Raw genomic sequence first — 23,577 nt, 5'->3', positions numbered from 1 at the left:
TCATTATCCAAGTATGATAGCATGATCTATATATTTTGGTGTAAAGCGCGGGCTTATCTTAATAAGATTGGAGCGAACATCATGCTTAAGGTTCTGATCGTGGACGATGAACCCTGGGTTCTTGAGGGGCTAAGGACGATGATCGACTGGGAAAAATTCGGTTATGAAGTTTGTGGTGAAGCTCAAAACGGCACGGATGCGATGAGGCTTATCCAGGAGAATAAACCGGAACTGGTTCTTACGGATATTAATATGCCTGTAATTAACGGACTTGAGCTTATTACAAAGTTGAATGAGGTCATGGAGAAACCTCCTAAATTTGTGATTCTGTCTGGATATGATGACTTCAAGTATGCACGTACGGCATTGCGCCAGCGGGTAAATGAATATTTATTAAAACCCATTGATGATGAAGAAATAGAGGCTTTATTAAGCAGGATCACTCCAATAATCCAAAATGAAATCGCTTCCAATGAGGAGTTTGATAAAAAGCAATTTTTTATCGTAAATAATATCATCAACCGCCTGATCCAAGGGGAGTATAACGAAAATTTAGAGCTTCTAACCCGAAACACCTTGAAGCTTCAAGCGGATGCAGAGTTAATGTGTATTCTTATCGAACCGGCCTCCTCTATGAATCCATTCCAACCGCAGATAAGTGATTATTTTTCCGAGGAACACTTCTGCTTCTTTCAAGACGGATCGGGAAGAGCGGGGATCATTCTTCAGTCTGCTTCTATCGGCAATGAGAGCCTGGAGACTATCGTCAACCAGATGCATTCAGATCTCACTGAACAATCACAGGAGCTGGTCTTTTTAGCACTTAGCAGCAGAATGGTCGGGGTGAGCTCGATTCGAGAGATTTATAGGCAGGCACTTGAGGTATGGAAACGAAAAACGCATCAGCAGAAAAGAGGGGTCTTTTATTATAGTGAGCTTAGGAACCTGAAAAAGGAAGAACCTCATGAGGACCATTTCAGACAGCTGCTGCATAAGGTCCAAACGAATGATACGGAACAGATCCAGCCTTGTGTAAAAGAAGCGTTCACTGCTTTCGTTGAGAATCTGTTGACCCTTGAAGTTGTAAAAGCAAAAGTGGCCCATTTAGAGCTTACGATCTGTAGAATTATAGCTCAAATGAATGGAGACCCGGATACGATTATGATTAAGCTTCAGCAAGAATACGGAAATCTAGGTGAGCTTAGTGATTATTTTATATTAAGCCGTTATGTACAAAGTCTGTGTGAACGGGCTGCCGTCTATCTGTCTGAACTAGAGCAGCAGAATGAACAAAATACGATTTACAAGGTTATTCAGTATGTGGATCGGGAATTTCGGAATAAATTAAAGCTTCAGGATTTGGCACAACAATTTCATATTAATTCTACCTATTTGGGACAACTGTTCAGAAAGCAAACGGGTCAGGGTTTTAGTGAATACCTAAATGCCAAACGGATTGAAGAGGCAAAAAGTCTGCTGAAGCGAACACAGTTAAAGATATCGGATATAGCGGTGCAGGTGGGATTCTCTAACACTGATTATTTTATAGATAAGTTTAAGCTGCTTGTAGGGGTAGTACCATCCGTGTATAAAAATGAGAATAAGAACCAACAGCTCTAGGGGAAGCAAGGTGTTTCATATGGAGAGAAAAAAATTCAGATTTAGAAAAGTAGTGAATGATATTCCCTTAAATTATAAATTTTCCCTTATTTATATCATAGGTGTTCTTCTCCCTATCATTATTATTAACCTTGTTTTTTTGGATCGGATTTCCGATCTGATCAAATCGAGAGAGCAGCAGAATCTAGAGATATCCTTAGAAAGAGCCCGAAAGGATATTCATGACTTCATTGAAGGTGGGGTAGCTGTCAGCTATACGCTTTCTGCTGATAAGAACCTGTATGAATTGCTTGAGCGGACGTATGGGAACTCTATTGAATTCTATGACACTTTTGATGAACAGCTAAGAGGCCGCATGAATAGCTATATGCCGGTGAACAATCAGATTGAACGGATTACTGTATTCACGAACAATGATTCCATTGTTTCTGGCAGCAACTATCAGGTCATCAATGAAAAGGTTATGAATAGTGAATGGTATAAGCAGTCGAAGGCTGCGAATAAACATCTGTTTCTTGCCGCTTATCATATGAGTGACATCTCTAGTGTGATTTCTACAGCGCCTTATTTGAGTGTTATTGAGCGAATGGACGCTTACAGCTCATACAATAAATTTGAAAAGCTGCTTAGAATTGACTTGGATCTCAGTAAAATATATGACGTGATTATCAGAGAAAAAGATTACTTGAGTCTTTATCTGGTTAACGAGCAGGACGAGATTATTATGTCTGCCCAAAGCGGGTATCAAAGAGGCACCACGGAACCTTATCCCGTGTTCAAGCTGCAGGATGATGAGCGCAAGGAGGATGTGCATATTGTACCCGTCGGCGGAGCTAGTTATATAAAAGGCTGGCGGATAATAGGAATTACACAAGGTGAGCGTATTGCCCAAGCGATAATGGAGATTAGGATTTATGCAGGGATTCTGGCGTCCATTGTCACGCTAATCACAACCGCTTTTTTATATGTGATGTTAAGATCCTATAATTATCGGGTGAAACGGTTATCCAGACATATGCAGAAAGTATCCAATGAGAAATTTGAGCTGATTCGGATTGATGAAGGCCAGGATGAGATCGGGGGCCTGATCCGTAATTTTAACAGGATGACCACTACCATTAATTCCTTGATCAATGATGTATATAAACTGGAGATTCAAAAAAATAATCTGGAGATGGAAAGAGTAAGGGCTGAGCTGAATTTCCTGCAAAGCCAGATGAATCCGCATTTTCTGTTTAATACGTTAAATGCCATTTTGGTAGTCTGTACTAAAAATAATTACTCAGATGTTACGGATATCATTAAGAGTTTATCGAAATTACTTAGACGGCTGCTGAGCTGGAAAGAGGATCTCGTTACCTTGGAAGAAGAAATGACTTTCATTGAGATGTATTTGAAAATTGAAAAATTCCGGTTCAGGGATAAATTCGACTATCAATTTGAGATCGATGAGCAGTCGCTTCAATATAAGATTCCCAAGCTAAGCATGCAGCCGCTCGTTGAGAATTCCTGCAAACATGGTCTACAGGCCATAGAGGGACTAGGTGTGATAAAAGTGAAGACGTTAGTGGAGGAGGGACGATTAAAAGTTACCGTCTCTGATAACGGTAAAGGGATAGAGCCAGAGAAGCTGCAAGAATTATTAGGTAATGTTCAAAATGAAGCGTCTTCGGGAACGAATATCGGAATCCGCAACGTGTACCGCCGATTAGAATTGTACTATGAAGATCAGGTCCGTTTTGATATCAGCAGCGTTCCGGATGAAGGGACCATTGTCACTTTTGACATTCCACTAAAACTCCTGGAACGGAAGAATAGCTAGAAAGTGAGGGACCCCCAATGAAATACAAAGTATTATTGATCGATGATGAGCCTAGTGCGCTTGAAGCGATGCAGCTGTGGATTGATTGGCAGGAGCTTGGCTTTGAGGTATGTGGAACCTCCAGCAATGGCAAAGAGGGGCTGGAGCTAATGAAACAGCTAGAGCCAGATCTTGTAATTACGGATGTTAATATGCCGCTAATGAATGGGCTGGAGATGGTCGCAGCTTGGCAACAAGCTGAGATTAAGGAGATCAAATTTGCCATACTAAGTGGTTATAGTGAGTTTGAATATGCCAAGACAGCTATACATTATGGAATTAATCATTATCTGATGAAGCCAGTGTTTCCGGAAGAGGCGGCAGAAGAATTGCTGGAGATATATCAGGAGCTGGAGCAGGAAGCTCAGAAGCGCAGTTTAAATCAAATAGCCTCCGCGGAGGAGGCTGTTTCTCTCCTGAAAGGAATGCTGCATGAGAAAGCTGAGCAGTTGAATCAGGAGATCCTTAACCGACTATCGGAAGGGAAAAGCCATTGGAATATTTGTTTGATACAGACAGAGCCGGTTTTGTATACGGAGATCAGAGAGCAAGCCTCAGCCCTCCTAACCGATAAAGATTCGATGTTCCTGATGGATCTGGAGAGTCATTGTTTTGGAATCGTATATGGATACAATTCATTGTCCACTGAGGGAGCTGTGATCGATCAGATTGCAACTCCTTTGCTGAATGAACACCCCAAACAAGCTTTATATATTGCAACAGGTGCTGGTGTAGGCTCCTTGCTTCAGATCGGGAACAGTTTCCGAATGGCGAAAGAAGCATTAATGTATTATTTTTATTTTTCTGAAAATGTAGAGATCCTGACTTATCAGGAGATTAAGGATAGTCCCTTTAGTTATCATTATGATCAAATTCAACTGATGGATGACTTGATAAGACCGATTAACACCCTGGACTCCGCAGGCTTTAGCCAAGCTGTGAACTCGGCAGCCCGCAGTTTCCGGGAACAGCGCATCGCTCCAGAGGTTGTGAAGAAAATTGTTATTCATATGATGTATAAGATTATTGAGTTTACCTCGGAAGCCAGTGAAGTTCATGAGTCCTCCTTATCTAATCAAATTAGAATCCCCGCGATGTTAGACTCAATGATCACCTTGACGGACTTAATGCGTAATTTGCTATTCTGCGGCGAGGCCAGTATCGATATCCTTCTTAAGGAACAAAACCTAAAATCACAGGGGATTGTTCAGGAGATTAACAATTATATTGAAGAGCATTTTCGCGAATGTCTTACTATTAAGAGACTATCAGAGGTTTTTTTCCTGCACCCGGTATATCTGGGTCAATTATTGATCAAGAAGAACGGTATTAATTTCAATGAACAGCTGCATAACCTCCGAATAAAAGAGGCAGTACATTTACTTCAACAAAATAAATTAAAAAATAGTGAAATCGCTGAAAAAGTGGGCTATGGCAATTATAGTCAGTTCCTCAAGCAATTTGAAAAAAAGCTGCATATGAGCCCTAACGAATTTAAAAACACTAATACCTAAACTTTTTGGGGGTACATCTTTAATTCTGGCGTATTTTCAGAAGATTATCACCTCTATAATTTAACTTGTAAGGGCTTACAACATTGTTACACCAACAAATATATGGAGGTGCTTTATGGGGGGCAAGTTAATATCCAAATGGAAACTTAGTCTGATTGCTGTGTTATCCCTAAGCTTTACCTTAGCAGGGTGCGGAGGAAATAACAGCAACAATACGACGGCTAAAGGGGAAGACAAACCAGCAGAAACAGCCACTTCAACTGCTGCAGGAACAGATTCTGATAAGATTGAACCTTTTGAAATTAGTATCTTTCTTGGAGAAGCAGGCCAGCAACCAACACCAGATAATAAAATTTACAAAATGATTAAAGAAAAAACAGGCGCATCCTTCAATTTCGAATTCTTAGCTGGGGATCTTAACCAGAAGCTAGGCGTAATGATTGCCGGTCAGGATTATCCGGATTTGATGACTGCCAATACTAAGCTGACAGGAGCGGAAGCTTTTATCCCGCTTGAAGATTTGATTGAACAATATGCTCCAAACTTGAAAGCGCATTACGCAGATTACTGGAACATGATGAAAGACCCGAATGATGGACATATTTATACGCTTCCGAATTATGGTGCGTATAACGGTAAAGTGAATACAACCTATTATGCAGGTCCTGCTTTCTGGATTCAGAAGGACATCCTGAAAGATGCTGGTTATCCAAAGGTGAAGACCTTGGACGAGTATTTTGACCTCATTGTGAAATATAAAGAAAAAAATCCAACTATCGATGGAACGCCAACCATCGGATTCGAAATTCTTAACAACGACTGGAGAAACTGGGGATTGTTTAACGCTCCTCAGCATCTGATCGGGCACCCGAATGATGGCGGAGTGGTTGTTAATGATAACGTTGCAGAAATCTTCGCAGATAAAGACTACGCTAAGCAATACTATCAAAAGCTTAATGAAATGAACCAATTGGGCGTTATCGACCAAGAAACATTTGTGCAAAACTACGATCAATATTTGGCAAAACTGTCCAGTGGAGCCGTTCTGGGAATGTTTGATCAGCACTGGAACTTTGGTTCAGCAGAAGATTCACTCCGGACACAAGGTAAAGATGAAAGAACTTATGTAGGACTTCCACTTGTGTTTGATACCAGCACTAAAGATTATTATCTGGATCGCCCAGCGCTGAACTTGAATAATGGCTTCGGGATCAGTATCAATGCCAAAAATCCTGAAAGAATTATTAAACTAATGGATACATTGATTCAAGAAGATTGGCAAAAAATCTTCACTTGGGGTATCGAAGGTGAAGATTATCAAGTGGAAAATGGCCGCTTTATAAGAAATGAAGAACAACGGAAGAACGCAGTTGATGCTACATGGAAGCTCAGCAACAAAGCAGATGCTTGGTATGCTACAGCTCCGAAATTGCAAGGATTCTTTGAGGATGGAAACTCAACAGATGCTGCGGCTCAACCAGAAGAATACCGGGCTGCACTCAAGCCGTATGACAAGGAAATCCTTGATGCTTATGGCTTCAACAGTTATGTGGATTTCTTCAGCGAGCCTGAGCCGAACCCAGTAGCTTATCCAGCTTGGTCCATAGATCTTGTTGAAGGCTCAGATGCCAAAATTGCCGAAACGAAGCTGAATGAATTGCGAACCAAGTACCTGCCAAAAGCAATCTTGGCCAGTCCATCAGAATTCGATAAGGTTTGGAATGACTTTGTTGGAGAAATTGGTAAAGCGAATGTCAAAGCCTATGAAGACAAAATCAATGAACAGCTTAAATGGAGATTTGATACTTGGAGTGTTAAATAGTTAGAGCTTGCTTAAAAATCAGAAAGTGGTGGCTTATTAGGCCAACCACTTTCTGAAATATATGGATGATGTGGGGAGAAAACATATATGGATGAGATATTAACGGGGAAAAAAGTTAACCGGCATCCTAAAAGAAAAAAGAAGCAACCGATTACTATGACCTTGATTAAGAATCAGAAACAGCTGATTTGGATGTCGGTTCCATTAATGCTTTATATTATACTATTTGCTTATGTTCCCATCTGGGGATGGACGATGGCTTTCCAAGATTATAAACCAGCTAGAGCATTTAGTGAACAAACATGGGTGGGTTTAAAACACTTCAAGTTTCTTTTTACGGACGATAGCTTTTTGAGAGTACTGCGCAATACGTTGGCCATGGGCCTAATTAATCTAGTTCTAGGATTTGTGACTGCGATAATACTGGCATTGCTGCTTAATGAGATCAAAAATGTATTTTGGAAAAGAACCGTTCAGACCATATCCTACTTGCCTCACTTCCTCTCTTGGATTATTGTAACAGGCATTGTAGCTACTTCTCTTTCGGTTAATGACGGGATTATCAACATCGTGCTCATGAAATTGCATCTCATTGATTCACCGATCCTTTGGTTGAGTGAAGGGAAGTATTTCTGGGGTATTGTAGGTGCTTCACACGTCTGGAAAGAAGTCGGATGGAGTACTATCATCTACTTGGCGGCTATCGCCTCTATTGATCCGGCTTTATATGAAGCTGCTGAGATTGATGGAGCGAACCGGTATAAGAAAATGCGTCATGTAACTTTGCCGGGCATGAAAGCAACCATTGTAATCCTGTTAATAATGTCCGTAGGACATGTACTGGAAGCTGGATTTGAGGTTCAGTACTTGTTAGGAAACGGGCTTGTCGTAGATTGGTCGGAAACGATTGATATATTTGTATTGAAATATGGTATAGCGCAAGGGAATTATTCCTTAGCTACCGCGGGTGGTATTTTCAAAACAGTCGTAAGTGTAACGTTGCTGCTATTAGCTAACTGGACTGCGAAGCGGCTAGGGGAAGAGAGGCTGTTATAATCATGGAAAAAACTCAATTGATTCCTCAAAAATCTCCAAAAAGTAATGCTGGAAACCGGATGAAAAATCTGAGGTTCGAACCCGTAGTGTTCAGCACCTTCAATACTATATTTATGGTTTGTCTAGTTATTGTTACCTTGTATCCATTCCTGAATACTATAGCAGTCTCCTTTAATGCGGGGAATGATACCATCCGCGGCGGCATTTATTTATGGCCTAGAGAGTGGACCATACAGAACTACAAAGCGGTTTTTGCCTCAGGTACAATTTATAATGCTTTTTGGATTTCGGTAGCACGAACAGTGATATCTACGATCCTGAATCTATTTTTAACTACGATGCTTGCGTATACATTAAGCCGGAAAGAATATGTTTTCCGCAAACATATTACCTTTATATTCGTCCTTACCATGTATTTTAGTGCGGGTCTGATTCCAAACTATTTCCTTATGAAGGATCTTCATTTGCTCAATTCGTTCTGGGTATATGTAATCCCGTCCATGGTAAGTGCATTTAATATGATCGTTATCCGTACTTATATTGGTACCTTACATGAGAGTCTTATGGAATCTGCAAGAATCGACGGTGCCGGGGAATTCAAGATCTTCATGAAAGTAGTCTTCCCTTTGTGTAAACCTGTTCTTGCTACCATCGCCCTTTTTGTTGCAGTAGGTGCGTGGAACCAATGGTTTGATGCGTTTATCTACACCTCTTCCCGCCAGAACTTGAGTACATTGCAATATGAATTAATGAAGCTGCTATCCTCTACTATGAACTCGAACAGTAACCCTAGTGTAAATAATGGGACAGGGATGACTCAGGAGTCGGTACATGCCATGGTTACACCAATCTCCATACGGGCAGCCGTTACGATCGTTGCTTCGGTTCCAATTTTGCTAGTTTATCCATTCATGCAGAAATATTTTGTGGTCGGTCTAAATGTAGGAAGCGTGAAGGAATAAGGAGCTTGCAATCACTATTAAGTAATAGGAAGGTTGTCTGTTAAATTATGACCCCATCTTCAATCACATACACGAATCCGATACTTCCAGGCTTCTATCCGGATCCAAGTATCACTCGGGCAGGGGATGACTACTATTTAGTTTGCAGCTCCTTTGAGTATTTCCCTGGCGTACCTATTTTTCATAGTCAGGATTTGATTCACTGGACACAAATAGGTCATGTGCTCAATCGTGTAAGTCAGCTGGATACTCGTAAAAGCAAGAGCTCTGGGGGGATATTTGCCCCAACGATCCGGTATCATGAAGGAACGTTTTACATGATAACGACCGAAGTACACGGGAAAGGAAATTTCTATGTTACGGCTACGGATCCTGCGGGTCCGTGGTCAGATCCGATTAGTATTCCTTATGGAGGAATTGATCCTTCCCTAATGTTTGATGAGGATGGAAAGGTATATGTAACCACCCAGCAGGGGGCAGATTATGACTCCCATGCCATCCAATATGAGATAGATATTGCTACGGGAGCAGCGTTAACAGAACCTGTTGTTATCTGGACTGGGGATGGCGGACCTTGGACGGAAGGACCCCATTTGTACAAAATAAATGGAATGTATTATATCATGACGGCTTCAGGAGGAACGGCTAAGGAACATCGGGAGATCATTGGCCGCAGCTCCTCTCCATATGGACCGTTTGAAGGATTGCCGTATCCAATATTGACGCACAGCGGTACTGACAATCCCATTCAGTATTTAGGGCATGCCGATTTGATTGAGGATCGTAACGGGGATTGGTGGGCCGTATTCCTTGGGGTAAGACTAGTAGATGCAAAATTTACTGTGCTTGGAAGAGAGACTTTCCTTGCTCCCGTAAGCTGGACTGAAGACGGATGGCCGATGATCGATAATAATGAAGACACAGTTGGACTGGAAATGAAGGTTTCACGTGTACCTGGTCAATCGCCAAAACCTAAGACTAGTGGAAGATATGATTTTGATGATCAAGTATTGCCGCTAGGATTAGCCTTTCTGCGGAATCCGGCTGAGGGAAGCTGGTCCTTAAACGAAAGACAGGGATGGTTATCTCTTCGAGGACAATCTGCAGGTCTCAGTGAAGTAGGCCAAGTGGCTTTTGTAGGCAGAAGACAGCAGCATACTTCGGCAGAATGGAGCACGCTGCTTGAAATGCCTTCATCTATTGCTGATGTGGAAGCTGGACTTTGCGCCAGATTAGATGAGAATGCTCATTATGAAATTGGACTTGTTCAAAAAAACGGGCAAACAGTGATTACAGCTCATGTGACTATGGATGGAATAACCCATACAGTGGCAGAGGTTCCAACTACTGCCGAGCGAATTTATTTGAAAGTTAAGGCTGAGCTTACCGAATACAGCTTCCTTTATTCTTTGGATGGGCAGGAGTGGAATAAGCTATCAACAGCAGCAGCGTATCCATTATCCCCTCAAGCTGTAAAAGGAAATGGATTTACGGGTGTTCTTATCGGATTATATGCAACAGGTCATGGCAAGGTGGCTGAGGTGCCTGCCTACTTCGATTGGTTCGATTATCAGTCTTGAATTATTTGAATACTGATATAAATGCGTTTGTCAGGAGGGAACTTGTTGAGACAAGCTAGTGATTACACAGAACCTGCACTAAAAACAATATTTGCTGAGGATTTCAAAATTGGCGCAGCCGTTAACCCGATGACGATACAATCACAGGAGCACTTACTCGCCTATCATTTCAATAGCATTACCGCTGAGAATGAGATGAAGTTTGAAAGTCTGCATCCGCTTGAAGACATTTATAACTTTAAACTAGCAGATCAGTTGGTTGCGTTCGCCCGAAAACATCATATGGCTATGCGTGGGCATACTTTAGTCTGGCATAACCAGACTACGGACTGGTTGTTTGAGGATAAGAAGGGCGGATGTGTAAGCAAAGAGACATTGCTTGCACGGCTCAAATCACATATTCAGACCGTGGTTGGGCGTTACAAGGAAGATATCTATTCTTGGGATGTTGTAAATGAAGTTATTGCAGATGAAGGAGAAGAACTTCTTCGCCAGTCAAAGTGGCTGGATATTGTCGGACCGGAATTTATCGGCAAAGCGTTTGAATTCGCTCATGAAGCCGATCCAAAGGCTTTGTTATTCTACAACGACTATAACGAGTCTAATCCCCTTAAGCGCGACAAAATCTATAAAATGGTGAAGTCGCTGCTGGAACAGGAAGTACCGATCCATGGCGTCGGATTGCAAGCGCACTGGAATCTATACGATCCGGACTTAGATGAAATACGTGCTGCTATTGAGAAGTATGCATCTTTAGGGCTTCAGCTCCAATTGACAGAGCTGGATGTGTCCATGTTCCGTTTCGATGACAAACGAATGGATTTAAAGGTTGCACCTGCCGAACTGCTCGAGCTGCAGGCAGAGCGGTATGAAGCGATGTTTGCTCTGTTGAAAGAATACCGCGACGTGATTAGCTCAGTCACTTTCTGGGGAGCAGCGGATGACTATACATGGCTGGACGGCTTCCCTGTTCGGGGACGGAAAAATTGGCCATTTCTATTCGATGAGCGGCATAATCCTAAGCCGGCTTATCACCAATTGCTTAACGCTGTCACCAAATCATAGAGCGGGTAACCTGCTCAAGCTTGCGAATTATGAACCCGTCCTTTTCAATCCAGGGCGGGTTATTTATACGGGAGGAATAAACATGACAAATACCGCTTATGAGGCTTGGCTCAACTATGGCCAGCTGAAATCAGGATCTCTATACAATCAATATACAAATTGGTGTGGTGAGCTGGTTGTAACGGAGGACAACGAGACGATTCAGGCGGCAGCCGCGGAATTCATACAGGGGATGGCCTCTATGCTGGGCAAAGCGCCACTGCTCACAGCGCAACCAGAAGGACCGTGTATCGTTATAGGAACCTTCCAAGGGGGGAATCCGTTAATTGGTAGAGTATTCGCAGGAGAGCGAACCGATTCACTGGGTCCTGAAGGTTTCCTTATACGTACAAACGCTACTGAGCAATGTATCGCTGTCGGTGCTTCAACGCCTGTTGGAATATTGTATGGCGTATTCCATCTGTTACGGCTGATAGGAACAGAAAGCGAGATAGACGGTCTGAATTTGTCTATGAATCCGGGGAACGGCCTGCGAATGATTAATCACTGGGATAATTTTGATGGCAGTATTGAACGTGGCTATGCTGGACGGTCCTTTTTTTACGAGTCCAATCAATTTCTTAACGATACAAAGCGGCTGCGTGATTATGCCAGATTGATGTCCTCTGTGGGGATCAACGCGATTTCGATTAACAATGTGAATGTTCATGAGCTTGAATCTCTATTTATAACGGAGCAATATTTGCCTGATATCGCGTTAATTGCAGGAATATTCCGCGTATACGGAATTAAGCTATTCCTCAGTGCTAACTTTGCCAGTCCGATACAGATCGGAGCATTGGAGACAGCTGATCCACTGGACCCAGCGGTGCGGCAATGGTGGAAAGATAAGGCTGGTGAGGTTTATCGAGTGATCCCTGATTTTGGCGGGTTTGTGGTCAAAGCAGATTCAGAAAATCGACCAGGGCCATTCACTTACGGGCGTGACCATGCCGATGGCGCTAATATGCTTGGAGAAGCACTGGAGCCGTTTGGCGGAATCGTGATTTGGCGTTGTTTCGTATATAACTGCAAGCAGGATTGGCGTGACCGTAAGACCGATCGGGCCAGAGCAGCGTATGATCATTTCAAACCATTGGATGGCCGATTTAATGATAATGTAGTGCTGCAAATCAAGAATGGACCGATGGATTTTCAAGTCAGAGAACCGGTATCTCCGCTGTTTGGCGCACTGGAACATACCAATCATCTGATGGAGTTTCAGATTGCTCAAGAATATACGGGGCAGCAGCGGCATCTCTGTTATCTTGTTCCACAGTGGAAAGAAGTCCTTGATTTCAATACTTATGCCAAAGGGCAAACTACGCTTGTGAAACATATTGTGGACGGATCGGTGTGGGGAAATAAGTATAATGGTGTGGCTGCTGTAACTAATGTTGGGGATGACATGAACTGGACGGGGCATGGGTTAGCTCAAGCTAATCTGTATGGATATGGGAGATTAATTTGGAATCCGGAGCTGACGGCAAAAGAAATAGCTGAGGAATGGATTCGCCTTACCTTTGGCACTGATGAAGGTCTAGTGGCTGCTATTCGCGGGATGTTAATGGACTCATGGAGGATTTACGAATCTTACACAGCTCCATTAGGTGTGGGCTGGATGGTTAATCCGGATCATCATTATGGGCCGAATGTGGATGGATATGAATACGCCAAGTGGGGAACGTACCATTATGCGGATCATAAGGGCATTGGTGTGGATCGTTCAGTCAAATCGGGAACGGGGTATAGCGGACAGTATATGGGTCTTAATGCATCAAATTATGAGAATCTAGCGTCTTGTCCAGAAGAGCTGCTGCTGTTCTTCCATCATGTTCCATACACGCATGTTCTGCAATCGGGGCAAACGGTTATACAACATATCTACGATACTCATTTCGAGGGGGCAGAGCAGGCTGCACAGCTTCTAGCAACATGGGAATCACTTGAAGGCAGCATGGATAGTGGATTGTATGTGCAAGTGAAGCAACGTCTTGAAGAGCAAGCAGAGCATGCGCAGGAATGGAGAGATCGGATCAATACGTATTTTTACCGCAAGAGCGGAATTGAGGATCTTAAAGGCAGAAAGATTTATTAGATTTTGAACCGAGGGATGATGATAGTGAGCCTCACGATTAGAGCGATTTTGAAAGATTTAATGGGAACTGTGGAACAGGTAGAAGGGACTGTGGATATTCTGAACCCAGGGGAACCGGAAACTGAAGTCACAGGGATTATTACGGCCTTTTCTGCCACACAAAATATTGTGGAGCAAGCAATAGCGTTAGGAGCCAATTTGCTGATCACGCATGAAGGTGTATTTTATAGCCATCATGCGGCGAACGAGTGGTTAGAAGGTGATCCGGTTTATCATGCGAAAAAAAGTCTGATCGGACATTCCCCAATAGCTATTTTTCGTTATCATGATTATTGGCATCGGCAAGAGCAAGATGGGATTATGATGGGTTTGCTGCGAGAGCTGGATTGGTCAGACTATGTGGAAGAGCAGCAAGCGGCTGCTACGATTCTCACTATTCCTGCCATGACTGTACTGGAAGCTGCTCAGTATATTAAAAGTAAGCTAGGGATCTCTTATGTACGCGCTGCTGGTGACCTGTCTCTGTCCTGCAAACGCATAGGGATATTAGTAGGTTACAGAGGGGGCGGGACGATGGCTATTCCACTTTTTAATGATCACAATCTTGATTTAATTATTGCTGGAGAAGGACCAGAGTGGGAGACTCCGGAATATGTGCGGGATGCAGGGCACCAAGGCAGATCTAAAGCGCTCATCATGTTAGGTCATGCGGAGAGTGAAGCGCCGGGGATGAAATATTTAGCTGAAATCTTAGCAGACAAATATCCCATGCTTCCTACCCGGTTCATTGCTGAACAACCCATCTATCAGATGGTTTAATCTGGGGAAATTAAGAGTACGGAATAAATAAACATATTATGGAGAAAATGAAGGGAAACAGGTCACTGAGAAAGGAGTGTTTCAATGGAAATTCCTTTGGAGGCTGATGAAGTATTAAGTCGGATCAAAAAGCTGCAAAGCGACGGAAGCTCGATCAGTAAAAAACAAGTAAAGCAAAGCGACCCAGAGCTTATGAGAAGTGCGCTGTTCTTTTTTCCAAGCTGGGAGCATGCATTGAAAAACGCCGATCTTTTGTAGCCATAGTATTGTAAAAGGAAGCTAAGTGGACAGGGGGATATCTCTGATTCTGCTTAGCTTTTTTCTTTTTTATGAAATCATTCGTGCTGTTCATGTGAAATAATATTAACAAGCTTGCCAAACGGATCGGGGACATAGAAACGACCAACACCCCAAGGTACAGAAACTGGCCCAATATTGGTATTGAAGATTGTCGTTTCTTATTAAATAGGAAAGTACTGGTGAATCACCCCCTTTTTCGCTTGCTTCAGAGCTGTTTTTCTAAAGAAAACGAGTAAACAAGAGCAAAAGAAAGAGAAAATGAAGAGTATGCTTAATATGAAATGAAAAGCATTGCTTTCAACATTATTTTGACCAGAGCCCTCCTTTACAAGAAAACCTTACAAGAGTATGATTCATCTCAGAACTGAGAATTATCTTAAATTTACAATTACATAAGCAATCCGCTTAATTTCCGTTTCTGGAAAGCGGGGGAACCAACAACTGGCAGCCGATGTGAGAGTCGGCACTGGTTATGGGGTGAATCCTGTTCCGGGTGCATAATATGCATCCCTGCAGGTAGGGCAACTCTCACTGCCCGAATCCGACAGCTAACCTCGTAAGCGTATGGAGAGAGGATGAATGGCGTGTTTAGTGATGAATAGCCACAGAGAATCCCTCTGTGGTTTTTTGCTGCGTTTTTAAGCAGATATAGTCGTAGAATTTATTATGAAAGAGGTGTTACCTTTGCCTATCGCTAAACTGAACGGAACTTCGCTCTATTATGAAATCAATGGAACTGGCACTCCGGTTGTGTTTATCCATGGACATGGATTAACACACAGTATGTTCAAACCACAGCTGGAGTATTTTTCCGATAAATATAAAGTGATTTTGTGCGATTTACGGGGGAATGGCAAGTCTGGTAAACTGCTGGAGGCCCCACATGAGATTATTGAGACGCAATGTCTGGATCTGATTATGCTGTTGAATGACCTAGGTATCCGTGAAGCAGTTTTTGTAGGAATCGCCTATGGTGGCTTAGTCGTTCAGCATATTGCCAAACAATATCCTGAGCGTGTAAAAGCCATTGTGGTTGCGGATAGCTTTTGTAGGACTCACGGATCAACAATAGTAGGGAAAATACAAACTATGGCAGCATATTGCAGTTTACTAATGTATTATCTCCCAAGCGAGCTGGTGTTGCCTTCGATTCGGATGATGTACCGAGAGCGCTGGAGTCTGGCCTACAATGAGATTAGAAGAGGGCTGCTGGACAAACGTCCCCGGGAGCTATATCGGCAAAGGCTGGCTACGAGCCATGTTGATTACACCAGATGCTTAAAGGCTTTTAAACGTCCTGCTTTATGTATTGTAGGGGACTTTAATGAATTTGGAGTGAATTGTATGAAGGAAATGGTGTCTCAGCTGCCACATGCGCAGTTGGCGATTATTCCGAACGCATTAGATCCAAGTAATCTGTGCCAACCGGAGCAATTCAATGCGATTCTTCAACGTTTCTTAGAGAAGCAGCAGGGTACTCAGCAGATTAGCTGATCTATTGGGAGACCTTCACAAGCGAAGCGTTTAAGTGAGAAAAAAGACGTCCCATAGCCAGGGAGCACGAGCTGGCTATGGGACGTCCTTTTGGGTTGAACTTTAGGGGAATTCTCCCTAAAGTGAAGGAGATTATGGCTCCTAGAACATGGATTAGGGAAAACTTCCCTAATAATAGGATGTTTTTAGCCATAAATGGGTATTTGCATGAATTTTTAGGGAGGAATTCCCTAAAAACCTCATTTTAAAGCGATTATCGATGAACATTAGGGAGGATTTCCCTAATATAATGGACATCCAATTAAAGGCTGGCTTATCCGTAGTGAAATCTACGAATGAGCCAGCCTTTGGTTATTTTACTAACCGATGGATGTTGAACATTTACAAGCATATTGTACCTAGAACGCCACTTAATGTCCCTACCCTACCACAGCACCAAATATAGCTCACCAGACGTGGGAAAGAACAATAGACTCTAAATAGTTATAGAAGGAGGCGTAGTAAGCAACGCATCTGCTACTCTTGCATTTTGTACAATGCGATCTACTCGTGTAAGATTAAGATAATTCATACTAAAGGAGCTGAGTCATGATGTCTCAAGCTGAAACTATAAAACTGACTTCATTATCTTCAAAAGGGGGCTGCGGCTGCAAAATCGGTCCCGCCGATCTCATGCAGGTTATTCGTAGTCTGCCACCAACTGTTCCTAACCCGGATCTACTTGTAGGTCTTGATACTAGTGATGATGCAGGGGTGTATCGTTTAAGTGATGAATTAGCGTTAGTGCAAACTGTTGATTTTTTCACGCCGATCGTGGATGATCCCTATTCATTTGGTCAAATTGCAGCAGCCAATGCATTAAGCGATATTTATGCGATGGGTGGAAAGCCGCTTACGGTGCTTAATATTGTGGCCTTTCCTATTTCTGTTTTAGATAAAAGCATTCTCGGTGACATTTTGCGCGGTGCAGCGGATAAAGTACAGGAAGCAGGAGCTACTCTTGTGGGCGGACATTCCATCGACGATAAAGAGCCCAAATTCGGATTGGCCGTTACGGGCCTTGTGCATCCTGACAAAGTAAGAACGAATGCGGGCGCCAAGGTGGGAGACAAGCTGATTCTAACGAAGCCTATCGGTGTGGGGATCTTAACAACTTCCATTAAAAAGGATCAGCTATCTTCTGAAGAAACCACACGCCTTACGACAGTAATGTCTACTTTGAATAAAAAAGCGGCTGAAATCATGGAGCCTTATGATGTACATGCTTGTACAGATGTTACCGGATTTGGGCTACTGGGACATGCCTCGGAAATGGCTAAAGGGAGCGGCACGGGCCTGATCATTCGTCAAGGCGATGTACCGATGCTGCCAAGAGTAAGAGAGCTTGCGGAACAGGGATTTGTTCCAGGAGGCACTAAGAATAACTTTGCCCATCTGGAAGGCAGCATTCTTTATCCGGAAGAGATGGACCAACTAAGCCGCTATATTCTATGTGACGCTGTGACTTCTGGCGGACTGCTGATCTCTGTGGCCCCTGAACAAAGCGAAGATTTGCTAAAAGAGTTAGTAGATGCAGGGGTAGAAGCGGCATTGATCGGAGAGGTAACGGAAGAGCATCCGGGTCAGATTACGGTTATAGCTGCTGTGGAATAACTGTTGTATATCAGCTTAGAGCAAATTATGAAGGTTAGCCACCAGAGGAGAGAGCATATTGTTTCAGGACATTACACTGGAAGAACTTAGAGTGTTAAAAAACAAGAAGCAGATCACCATTATTGATGTTAGATCTCCTTCTGAATATAAAGATGCAACGCTGCCGGATAGTTTGAATATTCCTTTTTTTGATGATCAGGAACGGGCTGAAGTAGGGACGTTGTATAAACAGACAAGTGTGCAGGCCGCGAAAGAACGTGGTTTGGAGATTGCTGCGGCAAAACTGCCTTCTTTTGTCAAAGAATTTGCAGCGATTCAAGGAGACAAAGCAGTATTCTGCTGGAGGGGAGGTATGCGCAGCCGTACAACTGCGACCGTACTCTCTTTAATGGATATTCATGCTTACCGGCTGATAGGCGGCTATAAGGCTTATCGTAAATGGGTGCTCGACGAATTGGAGTCCTATGAATGTAAGGCGAAGTCTTATGTGATTCACGGAAATACAGGCACAGGTAAAACCAATCTGTTACACCGTCTGAAGACACAGGGGTATCCTGTTCTGGATTTGGAAGGGATGGCAGGTCATCGCGGTTCTATTTTTGGTGAGATTGGCCTTCGTGCGAACAATCAAAAAACGTTCGATAGTCTTCTTTTAGAGGAGTTAATTAAGATCGGAGATTCTCCTTATGTACTATTTGAAGCGGAGAGCAAAAAGATTGGTAAGGTAGTAATGCCCCCATTTATGGCCGAGCAAAAAGAGAGCGGAACGCAGATCTGGATTGAGATGCCTTTGCATGCCAGAGTGGAGCAAATCCTTGAGGATTATCGGCCAGTAGAATACAAGGAGCAATGTATTTCTGCATTTCGGAGTATTAAATCCCGAATTCATATCCCTATTGCGGCAGAAATCGAGCGATGCTTGCAGGCAGATTTGTTCGGCGAAGCTGTGGCGCTGCTGCTAGAATATTACTATGATCCTAGATACGATTATACGTCCACTCAGTATGAAGGCATTGAGAGAGTTACTTTTAAAGTGAATAATCTGGATGAAGCTGAGACTGCTGTGCGTTCTTTTTTAAAACGTCAGGAAGTATAAGTTTCGCGTTATGGTTAAAGGGGGCTTTACTTAATATGATCTATTTAGATTACAACGCTACAACACCAGTAGATAAGGAAGTAGCAGAGGTTATGATCCCTTATCTTTACGGTCATTTTGGGAATCCTTCAAGCAGTCATTCTTTGGGGCGGGAAGCTAAACTCGGAATAGAGCAGGCAAGAACACAGGTGGCTGATTTCCTGAATTGTGCGCCGGGTGAGGTGCTTTTTACCAGTGGGGGTAGTGAGTCTAATAATACTGTCATTAAAGGAGTAGCCCAAACGTATCGCCATAAAGGTAATCACATTATCCTGTCTGCTATTGAGCATCCAGCGGTAATTAAACCTTGTCAGTACCTGGAGCAGATGGGATACAACCTGACTTATGTACCAGTTGACTCGTATGGATTGGTGCAGGTTGACGATGTGAAAAAGCAGCTCACGGACCAAACCATTCTGGTCTCCATCATGCACTCTAATAACGAAACGGGCACGATCCAGCCGATCAAGGAAATAGCTGAGGTCTGCCACGAACGGGGTGTTCTTATTCATACAGATGCTTCACAGTCTGCGGGAAAAGTAGACCTCGATGTAGCGGATTTAGGGGTGGATTTTCTAACGCTTGCAGGCCATAAATTATATGCGCCCAAAGGCATTGGAGCACTGTACATTCGGGACGGCATTCACATTGAGCCTTTGATACACGGTGCGGGCCATGAACAGGGGCGAAGAGCGGGGACAGAAAATACACCCTACATTATTGGCTTAGGAAAAGCCTGTGAGCTTGCTGCTGACTCTGATTCTAGAAAAAGAGTTAAGCAAGTTACGGAGTATTTCTATGGAAGACTGCAGGAGTCTTTTGGCGAAAAAATTCATTTGAATGGTCATAAACACAAGCGCTTGCCTAACACCCTTAACGTTAGTTTTCTTGGAGCAGTGGGTCATGAAATCATCGATTCCCTGGAAGCTGTGGCGGCTTCAACTGGCTCAGCGTGCCATTCCGGTGAAACGTTGATTTCGCCTGTTTTAAAGGCTATGCATGTGTCGGAGAATATTGGACGGGGAGCGGTTCGTTTTAGTGTGGGACGATATACGACTACAGCGGAAATCGATGAGGTCATCGATAAGCTGAAGGTGTATTTGTTATAAGCTGAAATCGTATTAGTTGTGAGGTTCGTTTTTGCAAACAGTGACAAAGTGTGAATCCTAGTGAACGGACTTTGACTTCCAGTGGACGGACTATGACTCTCAGTGAACGGACTATGAATCTCAGTGAACGGATTATGGCTCCCAGTGAACGGACTATGGCTCCCAGTGAACGGACTCGCTATCGGACTCAGGCGCTCTTATTTGCAATATTTTCCTATTTTTGAGTTGCTATAGGACTCCATAGGCGTTATTAGTACAAAATAGACACTACTGAGCACCATTTCTGCCCAATAGCGCCTCTCAGGTCCGATAATCTCTCTAAACAGTGATAAATTAACGAATAGCGTCATCTGAGTCCGAAAGATCAAGAGTTGAATCCGCATATTACAAAAAAAGCATCTGCCACCTCCTTCAAAAGGAATCGCAGATGCTTTTTTTAACTTTTTTTAGTGATTATACAATCGTAAAGCCAGCACTTGCATAACCAGTGACTGTATTTACAAGGGTAAGACCTGTAGCGGTGGCTGAGAATACCATAAGCAAACGTGTCTGTGGTGTTACAGTAAAATTGATACCATTCGTAATTCCGCTGACAAAAGTTCCAAGATTAATAGTACCGGTGATAGGTGGAAGTGGGACTGTTGCGCCTGGAATAGGAGTAAATGTATTATTTGGTGTGGTCGATTGGTACAACTGTGCTGTTACATTTATCGTAGTACCAAGCAGCGATAAAGCTATGGTATTACTGAAGTAAGCAGCAATGGAAGTTATTACTCCTGCTCGAGGAGTTGAGAATGCAAAGTTGATAAGCGGTCCAAGGAGAGTACCTGTCAAATCAATATTACCGCCAACAAGCGAAATGCCTGTGGCTGAACTTCCGAAGCCTACAAGACTTGTTGTTCCAACCAAACCACCCAAAACCGTGGTCATAATAATAGGTCCTCCGGATGCCAGCGGAATAATTGCACCGTTACCGGTTGCACCAGTGACTCCGGTAATGCCAGTAGCTCCAACCGCGCCGGGATCACCGGTGGCACCCGTAGCTCCGGCAACGCCGACCGCCCCCGGATCACCCGTCACGCCCGTTGCCCCCGTAGCTCCGGCAACGCCGACCGCGCCCGGGTCGCCCGTCGCGCCCGTTGTACCAGCAGGGCCCGCCAAGCCGGCAGCACCAGTCGAGCCCGTCGCTCCAGTTGCTCCTACGCCTGGACCCGCTGGTCCTTGCGCACCTGTTGGTCCTTGAATCCCTTGCACACCCTGTGGTCCTTGAGGTCCCATCGCACCACCAGCGATTAACAAGTAATCTGGTGAACTGCCAGGTATTCCAGTAGGTCCAGAAACAGTAGCAATATAGGTGCTGCCATTGAAGGTTACTACTTGACCTGCTGGATAAGTAGGACTTTGTGCAGGATTAAAGATTACAATTCCTTGCAGCCCTACCCCTTGCGGACCCTGAGGTCCTTGAAGTCCAGGCGTTCCTTGAGGGCCTTGAGGGCCTTGTGGTCCTTGCGGTCCTTGGGGGCCTGTGGAGCCACCAGCAATTAATAAATAGTCTGGTGAACTTCCAGGTGTTCCCGTTGGTCCAGCAACAATAGCAATATAGGTACTGCCATTAAAGGTTACTACTTGACCTGCTGGATAAGTAGGGCTTAGTGCAGGATTAAAAGCAACAATTCCTTGCAGCCCTGCCCCTGTGGTTCCCTTTGCGCCCGGAACCCCTTGCGCTCCTTGCGGACCCTGGGGTCCCTGTGGCCCTTGAGGTCCAGTCACACCTTTAATAGGTAATCCAATTGCTTGTGTAATAGAAGCTTGAATATGTCTGATCTGAATAATCAACTGATCTTTACAATTAGAGTCAATCTTCGTGGCGAGAATAAAAGATAATAACTCAGCTAACAACAGTTGAAGATTGGTGCCCACGCTTACGACAGAGAAGGGACTGACTTCGGTCGATACAATGGTTATCTCTACTACAGAAAGTAGCTCAGTTCTAAAAGGGCTGCATAACTTAGAGGTATGCAAGAATTCCAATAGTTCTCTTAACACTCTTTGCAGATTGGCAATATGAAGTGTTGTGGGATTCGTAAGTACGGGGGGCACCACTGCAGAGAGATCAGTGACTATTTTTAATAGTGCGTTACACTCCCTCTTTCTAATAGGACTGCTGATCCTTCCATGCTTGTTTAGGATAGCATCGCCTTTAAATGGTCTGTAATCAGGCATATTTCTATATCTCCTCCTTGAACTTCTCCTGTTCATTCCTTTAAAAAATGGGAACCTGCCCAATCAGCATATTCTGAGAAGCGGAAGTGGTTACAAAAATTGCCCTAAAAGCCGTTATTCCTGAAAGTCGTTATTAATGAAGTAATACAAAAAAGGCAGGCCACCGCTAATTACGGTAGTCTACCTTTTTAATAGATATGTTAAGTAGTCTCTCCCTTAATAAGAGTTACGTCTACAGTAGTATTATTGATTAGCTCTCCGTCAGCACTTTCGATCATTTGCAGGAGAGTATTGGTCAGCATGACCCCGATCCGATCACTAGGTTGCATAATGGTAGTCAATTTAGGACTCTGAAGCATGCGGGTAAAGCTGTGGTAATCATAACCGATGATTTTCAGTTGCTCGGGCACTCGAATGCCTTGCTGTTCAGCATAAATGTATAAAGCATAAGCCACAATATCATTACTGCAGAATACTCCATCATATTCTCGAAGTTGGGCCGGAGAGATATTTTCGGTGACAAAGGACCAAAAATAATCAAAGGTAAGCTTGTTGTGCGCGCCTTCGATAATATCGTAAGTTACACCATGTTTCATACTTGTGATGACAAAAGCATCCCGACGGCGATTCGCTAGAATATCCAGATCTAGCGGGCCGGAGATATGTAGCAGCCGTTTACAGCCCAGCTGTATCAAATGTTCGGTAGCTAGCTCACCACCGCGGTAATTATCCGATCCCACACAAGGGATATTGGAAGAAATAAAACGGTCAAAAGAGACAATAGGGAAAGGGACCTTTTTATAGCTTTCAATATTCATGGTGTGGCTGCACATGATAATGCCATCTACTTGATTCTGGCGAAGCATGCTAATATAGTTGGCTTCCTTCTCAGGATCGTCAAGAGAATTGCATATTAGCAATTTATAGTTTTTTTCATTAGCACTCATTTCAACATACTTGATGAGATCGGAAAAGAAAGGGTGGTTCGAATCTGGAACAATAATCCCAATAAAAAAGGATTGATTCTTCTGTAAGGCTCTGGCGATTTGATTAGGATGATAATCTAAGGCGTCCATCGCTTTTTCAACTTTTTTACGCGTCTCTTTGCTGATATATCCCCGGTTGTTCATTACTCTGGACACGGTAGCTACAGCAACGCCCGCCTCCTTGGCAACATCTTTAATACTTGCCATACCCTCATCCCCGTTTCATAAAATGCTCTAATCT

Annotated in this window: 18 protein-coding genes and 1 riboswitch; of the genes, 16 read left to right on the top strand and 2 right to left on the bottom strand. The window is 43.5% G+C overall.

The features are described 5' to 3' along the window. The first annotated feature begins 81 nt into the window (after positions 1 to 81). From NST94_RS25280 to NST94_RS25205, 16 genes are all read left to right on the top strand, one after another. Positions 82 to 1,620, top strand: coding sequence for a response regulator (locus NST94_RS25280; protein WP_076194119.1), 1,539 nt, complete (start codon positions 82 to 84; stop codon positions 1,618 to 1,620). A 19-nt stretch (positions 1,621 to 1,639) separates the two neighbouring features. Beyond that, positions 1,640 to 3,442, top strand: a complete 1,803-nt coding sequence (locus NST94_RS25275) for a sensor histidine kinase (RefSeq protein ID WP_076184836.1) — start codon at positions 1,640 to 1,642, stop codon at positions 3,440 to 3,442. Positions 3,443 to 3,459: 17 nt separating this feature from the next. After that, positions 3,460 to 4,995: a response regulator gene (locus NST94_RS25270; RefSeq protein ID WP_339281413.1), complete on the top strand. Its 1,536-nt coding sequence runs from the start codon at positions 3,460 to 3,462 to the stop codon at positions 4,993 to 4,995. Between the two features lie 115 nt (positions 4,996 to 5,110). Then, positions 5,111 to 6,817, top strand: a complete 1,707-nt coding sequence (locus tag NST94_RS25265; protein ID WP_339281412.1) for a sugar ABC transporter substrate-binding protein — start codon at positions 5,111 to 5,113, stop codon at positions 6,815 to 6,817. 87 nt (positions 6,818 to 6,904) lie between these two features. Next, a complete protein-coding gene (locus NST94_RS25260; protein ID WP_076130468.1) occupies positions 6,905 to 7,873 on the top strand; it encodes an ABC transporter permease subunit in 969 nt (322 codons plus the stop codon). A 59-nt stretch (positions 7,874 to 7,932) separates the two neighbouring features. Beyond that, positions 7,933 to 8,835 carry a carbohydrate ABC transporter permease gene (locus tag NST94_RS25255; RefSeq protein WP_139329891.1) on the top strand — a complete coding sequence of 301 codons (903 nt, stop codon included), beginning with the start codon at positions 7,933 to 7,935 and terminating at the stop codon, positions 8,833 to 8,835. A gap of 47 nt (positions 8,836 to 8,882) precedes the next feature. After that, on the top strand, positions 8,883 to 10,415 hold the full coding sequence (locus tag NST94_RS25250) for a glycoside hydrolase family 43 protein (RefSeq protein WP_339281411.1): 1,533 nt from the start codon (positions 8,883 to 8,885) through the stop codon (positions 10,413 to 10,415). Between the two features lie 45 nt (positions 10,416 to 10,460). Further along, the gene (locus tag NST94_RS25245; RefSeq protein ID WP_339281410.1) at positions 10,461 to 11,480 is read left to right on the top strand and encodes an endo-1,4-beta-xylanase; all 1,020 of its coding nucleotides are present in this window, start codon (positions 10,461 to 10,463) and stop codon (positions 11,478 to 11,480) included. Positions 11,481 to 11,562: 82 nt separating this feature from the next. Further along, positions 11,563 to 13,617, top strand: coding sequence for an alpha-glucuronidase family glycosyl hydrolase (locus NST94_RS25240; protein ID WP_339281409.1), 2,055 nt, complete (start codon positions 11,563 to 11,565; stop codon positions 13,615 to 13,617). 60 nt (positions 13,618 to 13,677) lie between these two features. Further along, entirely contained in the window at positions 13,678 to 14,436 is a 759-nt protein-coding gene (locus NST94_RS25235) for a Nif3-like dinuclear metal center hexameric protein (RefSeq protein WP_339281408.1), read from the top strand. An 84-nt stretch (positions 14,437 to 14,520) separates the two neighbouring features. Then, positions 14,521 to 14,694 (top strand): hypothetical protein, encoded by a 174-nt coding sequence (locus tag NST94_RS25230; RefSeq protein WP_169744809.1) that lies wholly within the window; start codon positions 14,521 to 14,523, stop codon positions 14,692 to 14,694. A gap of 434 nt (positions 14,695 to 15,128) precedes the next feature. Next, positions 15,129 to 15,315: riboswitch (cyclic di-AMP (ydaO/yuaA leader) on the top strand. 87 nt (positions 15,316 to 15,402) lie between these two features. Beyond that, positions 15,403 to 16,230, top strand: coding sequence for an alpha/beta hydrolase (locus tag NST94_RS25225; RefSeq protein ID WP_339188472.1), 828 nt, complete (start codon positions 15,403 to 15,405; stop codon positions 16,228 to 16,230). Between the two features lie 259 nt (positions 16,231 to 16,489). After that, complete coding sequence (locus NST94_RS25220; protein WP_339281407.1) at positions 16,490 to 16,675, top strand: hypothetical protein; 186 nt, start codon at positions 16,490 to 16,492, stop codon at positions 16,673 to 16,675. A 146-nt stretch (positions 16,676 to 16,821) separates the two neighbouring features. Beyond that, positions 16,822 to 17,883 carry a selenide, water dikinase SelD gene (selD, locus tag NST94_RS25215; protein ID WP_248549572.1) on the top strand — a complete coding sequence of 354 codons (1,062 nt, stop codon included), beginning with the start codon at positions 16,822 to 16,824 and terminating at the stop codon, positions 17,881 to 17,883. A 58-nt stretch (positions 17,884 to 17,941) separates the two neighbouring features. After that, the gene (gene mnmH, locus NST94_RS25210; RefSeq protein WP_076130476.1) at positions 17,942 to 18,979 is read left to right on the top strand and encodes a tRNA 2-selenouridine(34) synthase MnmH; all 1,038 of its coding nucleotides are present in this window, start codon (positions 17,942 to 17,944) and stop codon (positions 18,977 to 18,979) included. A 35-nt stretch (positions 18,980 to 19,014) separates the two neighbouring features. Next, positions 19,015 to 20,127 (top strand): cysteine desulfurase family protein, encoded by a 1,113-nt coding sequence (locus NST94_RS25205; protein ID WP_076130477.1) that lies wholly within the window; start codon positions 19,015 to 19,017, stop codon positions 20,125 to 20,127. 453 nt (positions 20,128 to 20,580) lie between these two features. On the opposite strand, the gene NST94_RS25200 is transcribed toward NST94_RS25205, so the two are convergent. Next, complete coding sequence (locus NST94_RS25200; protein WP_280753843.1) at positions 20,581 to 22,350, bottom strand: exosporium glycoprotein BclB-related protein; 1,770 nt, start codon at positions 22,348 to 22,350, stop codon at positions 20,581 to 20,583. A 200-nt stretch (positions 22,351 to 22,550) separates the two neighbouring features. Further along, positions 22,551 to 23,543: a LacI family DNA-binding transcriptional regulator gene (locus NST94_RS25195; RefSeq protein ID WP_076128039.1), complete on the bottom strand. Its 993-nt coding sequence runs from the start codon at positions 23,541 to 23,543 to the stop codon at positions 22,551 to 22,553. Positions 23,544 to 23,577: the final 34 nt, after the last annotated feature.

Origin of the sequence: Paenibacillus sp. FSL H8-0282 (genome assembly GCF_037963825.1) — a bacterium.
In the GTDB taxonomy this organism is placed as follows: Bacteria; Bacillota; Bacilli; order Paenibacillales; family Paenibacillaceae; genus Paenibacillus_AQ; species Paenibacillus_AQ odorifer.
This window is presented reverse-complemented; position numbering and strand designations above follow the sequence as displayed.

Excerpts from the sequence above, each read along its gene's own strand:
- NST94_RS25280 (WP_076194119.1), top strand. The coding sequence starts at position 82 with ATGCTTAAGGTTCTGATCGTGGACGATGAACCCTGGGTTCTTGAGGGG.
- NST94_RS25275 (WP_076184836.1), top strand. The coding sequence starts at position 1,640 with ATGGAGAGAAAAAAATTCAGATTTAGAAAAGTAGTGAATGATATTCCC.
- NST94_RS25270 (WP_339281413.1), top strand. The coding sequence starts at position 3,460 with ATGAAATACAAAGTATTATTGATCGATGATGAGCCTAGTGCGCTTGAA.
- NST94_RS25265 (WP_339281412.1), top strand. The coding sequence starts at position 5,111 with ATGGGGGGCAAGTTAATATCCAAATGGAAACTTAGTCTGATTGCTGTG.
- NST94_RS25260 (WP_076130468.1), top strand. The coding sequence starts at position 6,905 with ATGGATGAGATATTAACGGGGAAAAAAGTTAACCGGCATCCTAAAAGA.
- NST94_RS25255 (WP_139329891.1), top strand. The coding sequence starts at position 7,933 with ATGAAAAATCTGAGGTTCGAACCCGTAGTGTTCAGCACCTTCAATACT.
- NST94_RS25250 (WP_339281411.1), top strand. The coding sequence starts at position 8,883 with ATGACCCCATCTTCAATCACATACACGAATCCGATACTTCCAGGCTTC.
- NST94_RS25240 (WP_339281409.1), top strand. The coding sequence starts at position 11,563 with ATGACAAATACCGCTTATGAGGCTTGGCTCAACTATGGCCAGCTGAAA.
- NST94_RS25235 (WP_339281408.1), top strand. The coding sequence starts at position 13,678 with ATGGGAACTGTGGAACAGGTAGAAGGGACTGTGGATATTCTGAACCCA.
- NST94_RS25230 (WP_169744809.1), top strand. The coding sequence starts at position 14,521 with ATGGAAATTCCTTTGGAGGCTGATGAAGTATTAAGTCGGATCAAAAAG.
- NST94_RS25225 (WP_339188472.1), top strand. The coding sequence starts at position 15,403 with ATGAAAGAGGTGTTACCTTTGCCTATCGCTAAACTGAACGGAACTTCG.
- NST94_RS25220 (WP_339281407.1), top strand. The coding sequence starts at position 16,490 with ATGAACATTAGGGAGGATTTCCCTAATATAATGGACATCCAATTAAAG.
- selD (WP_248549572.1), top strand. The coding sequence starts at position 16,822 with ATGTCTCAAGCTGAAACTATAAAACTGACTTCATTATCTTCAAAAGGG.
- NST94_RS25205 (WP_076130477.1), top strand. The coding sequence starts at position 19,015 with ATGATCTATTTAGATTACAACGCTACAACACCAGTAGATAAGGAAGTA.
- NST94_RS25200 (WP_280753843.1), bottom strand. The coding sequence starts at position 22,350 with ATGCCTGATTACAGACCATTTAAAGGCGATGCTATCCTAAACAAGCAT.
- NST94_RS25195 (WP_076128039.1), bottom strand. The coding sequence starts at position 23,543 with ATGGCAAGTATTAAAGATGTTGCCAAGGAGGCGGGCGTTGCTGTAGCT.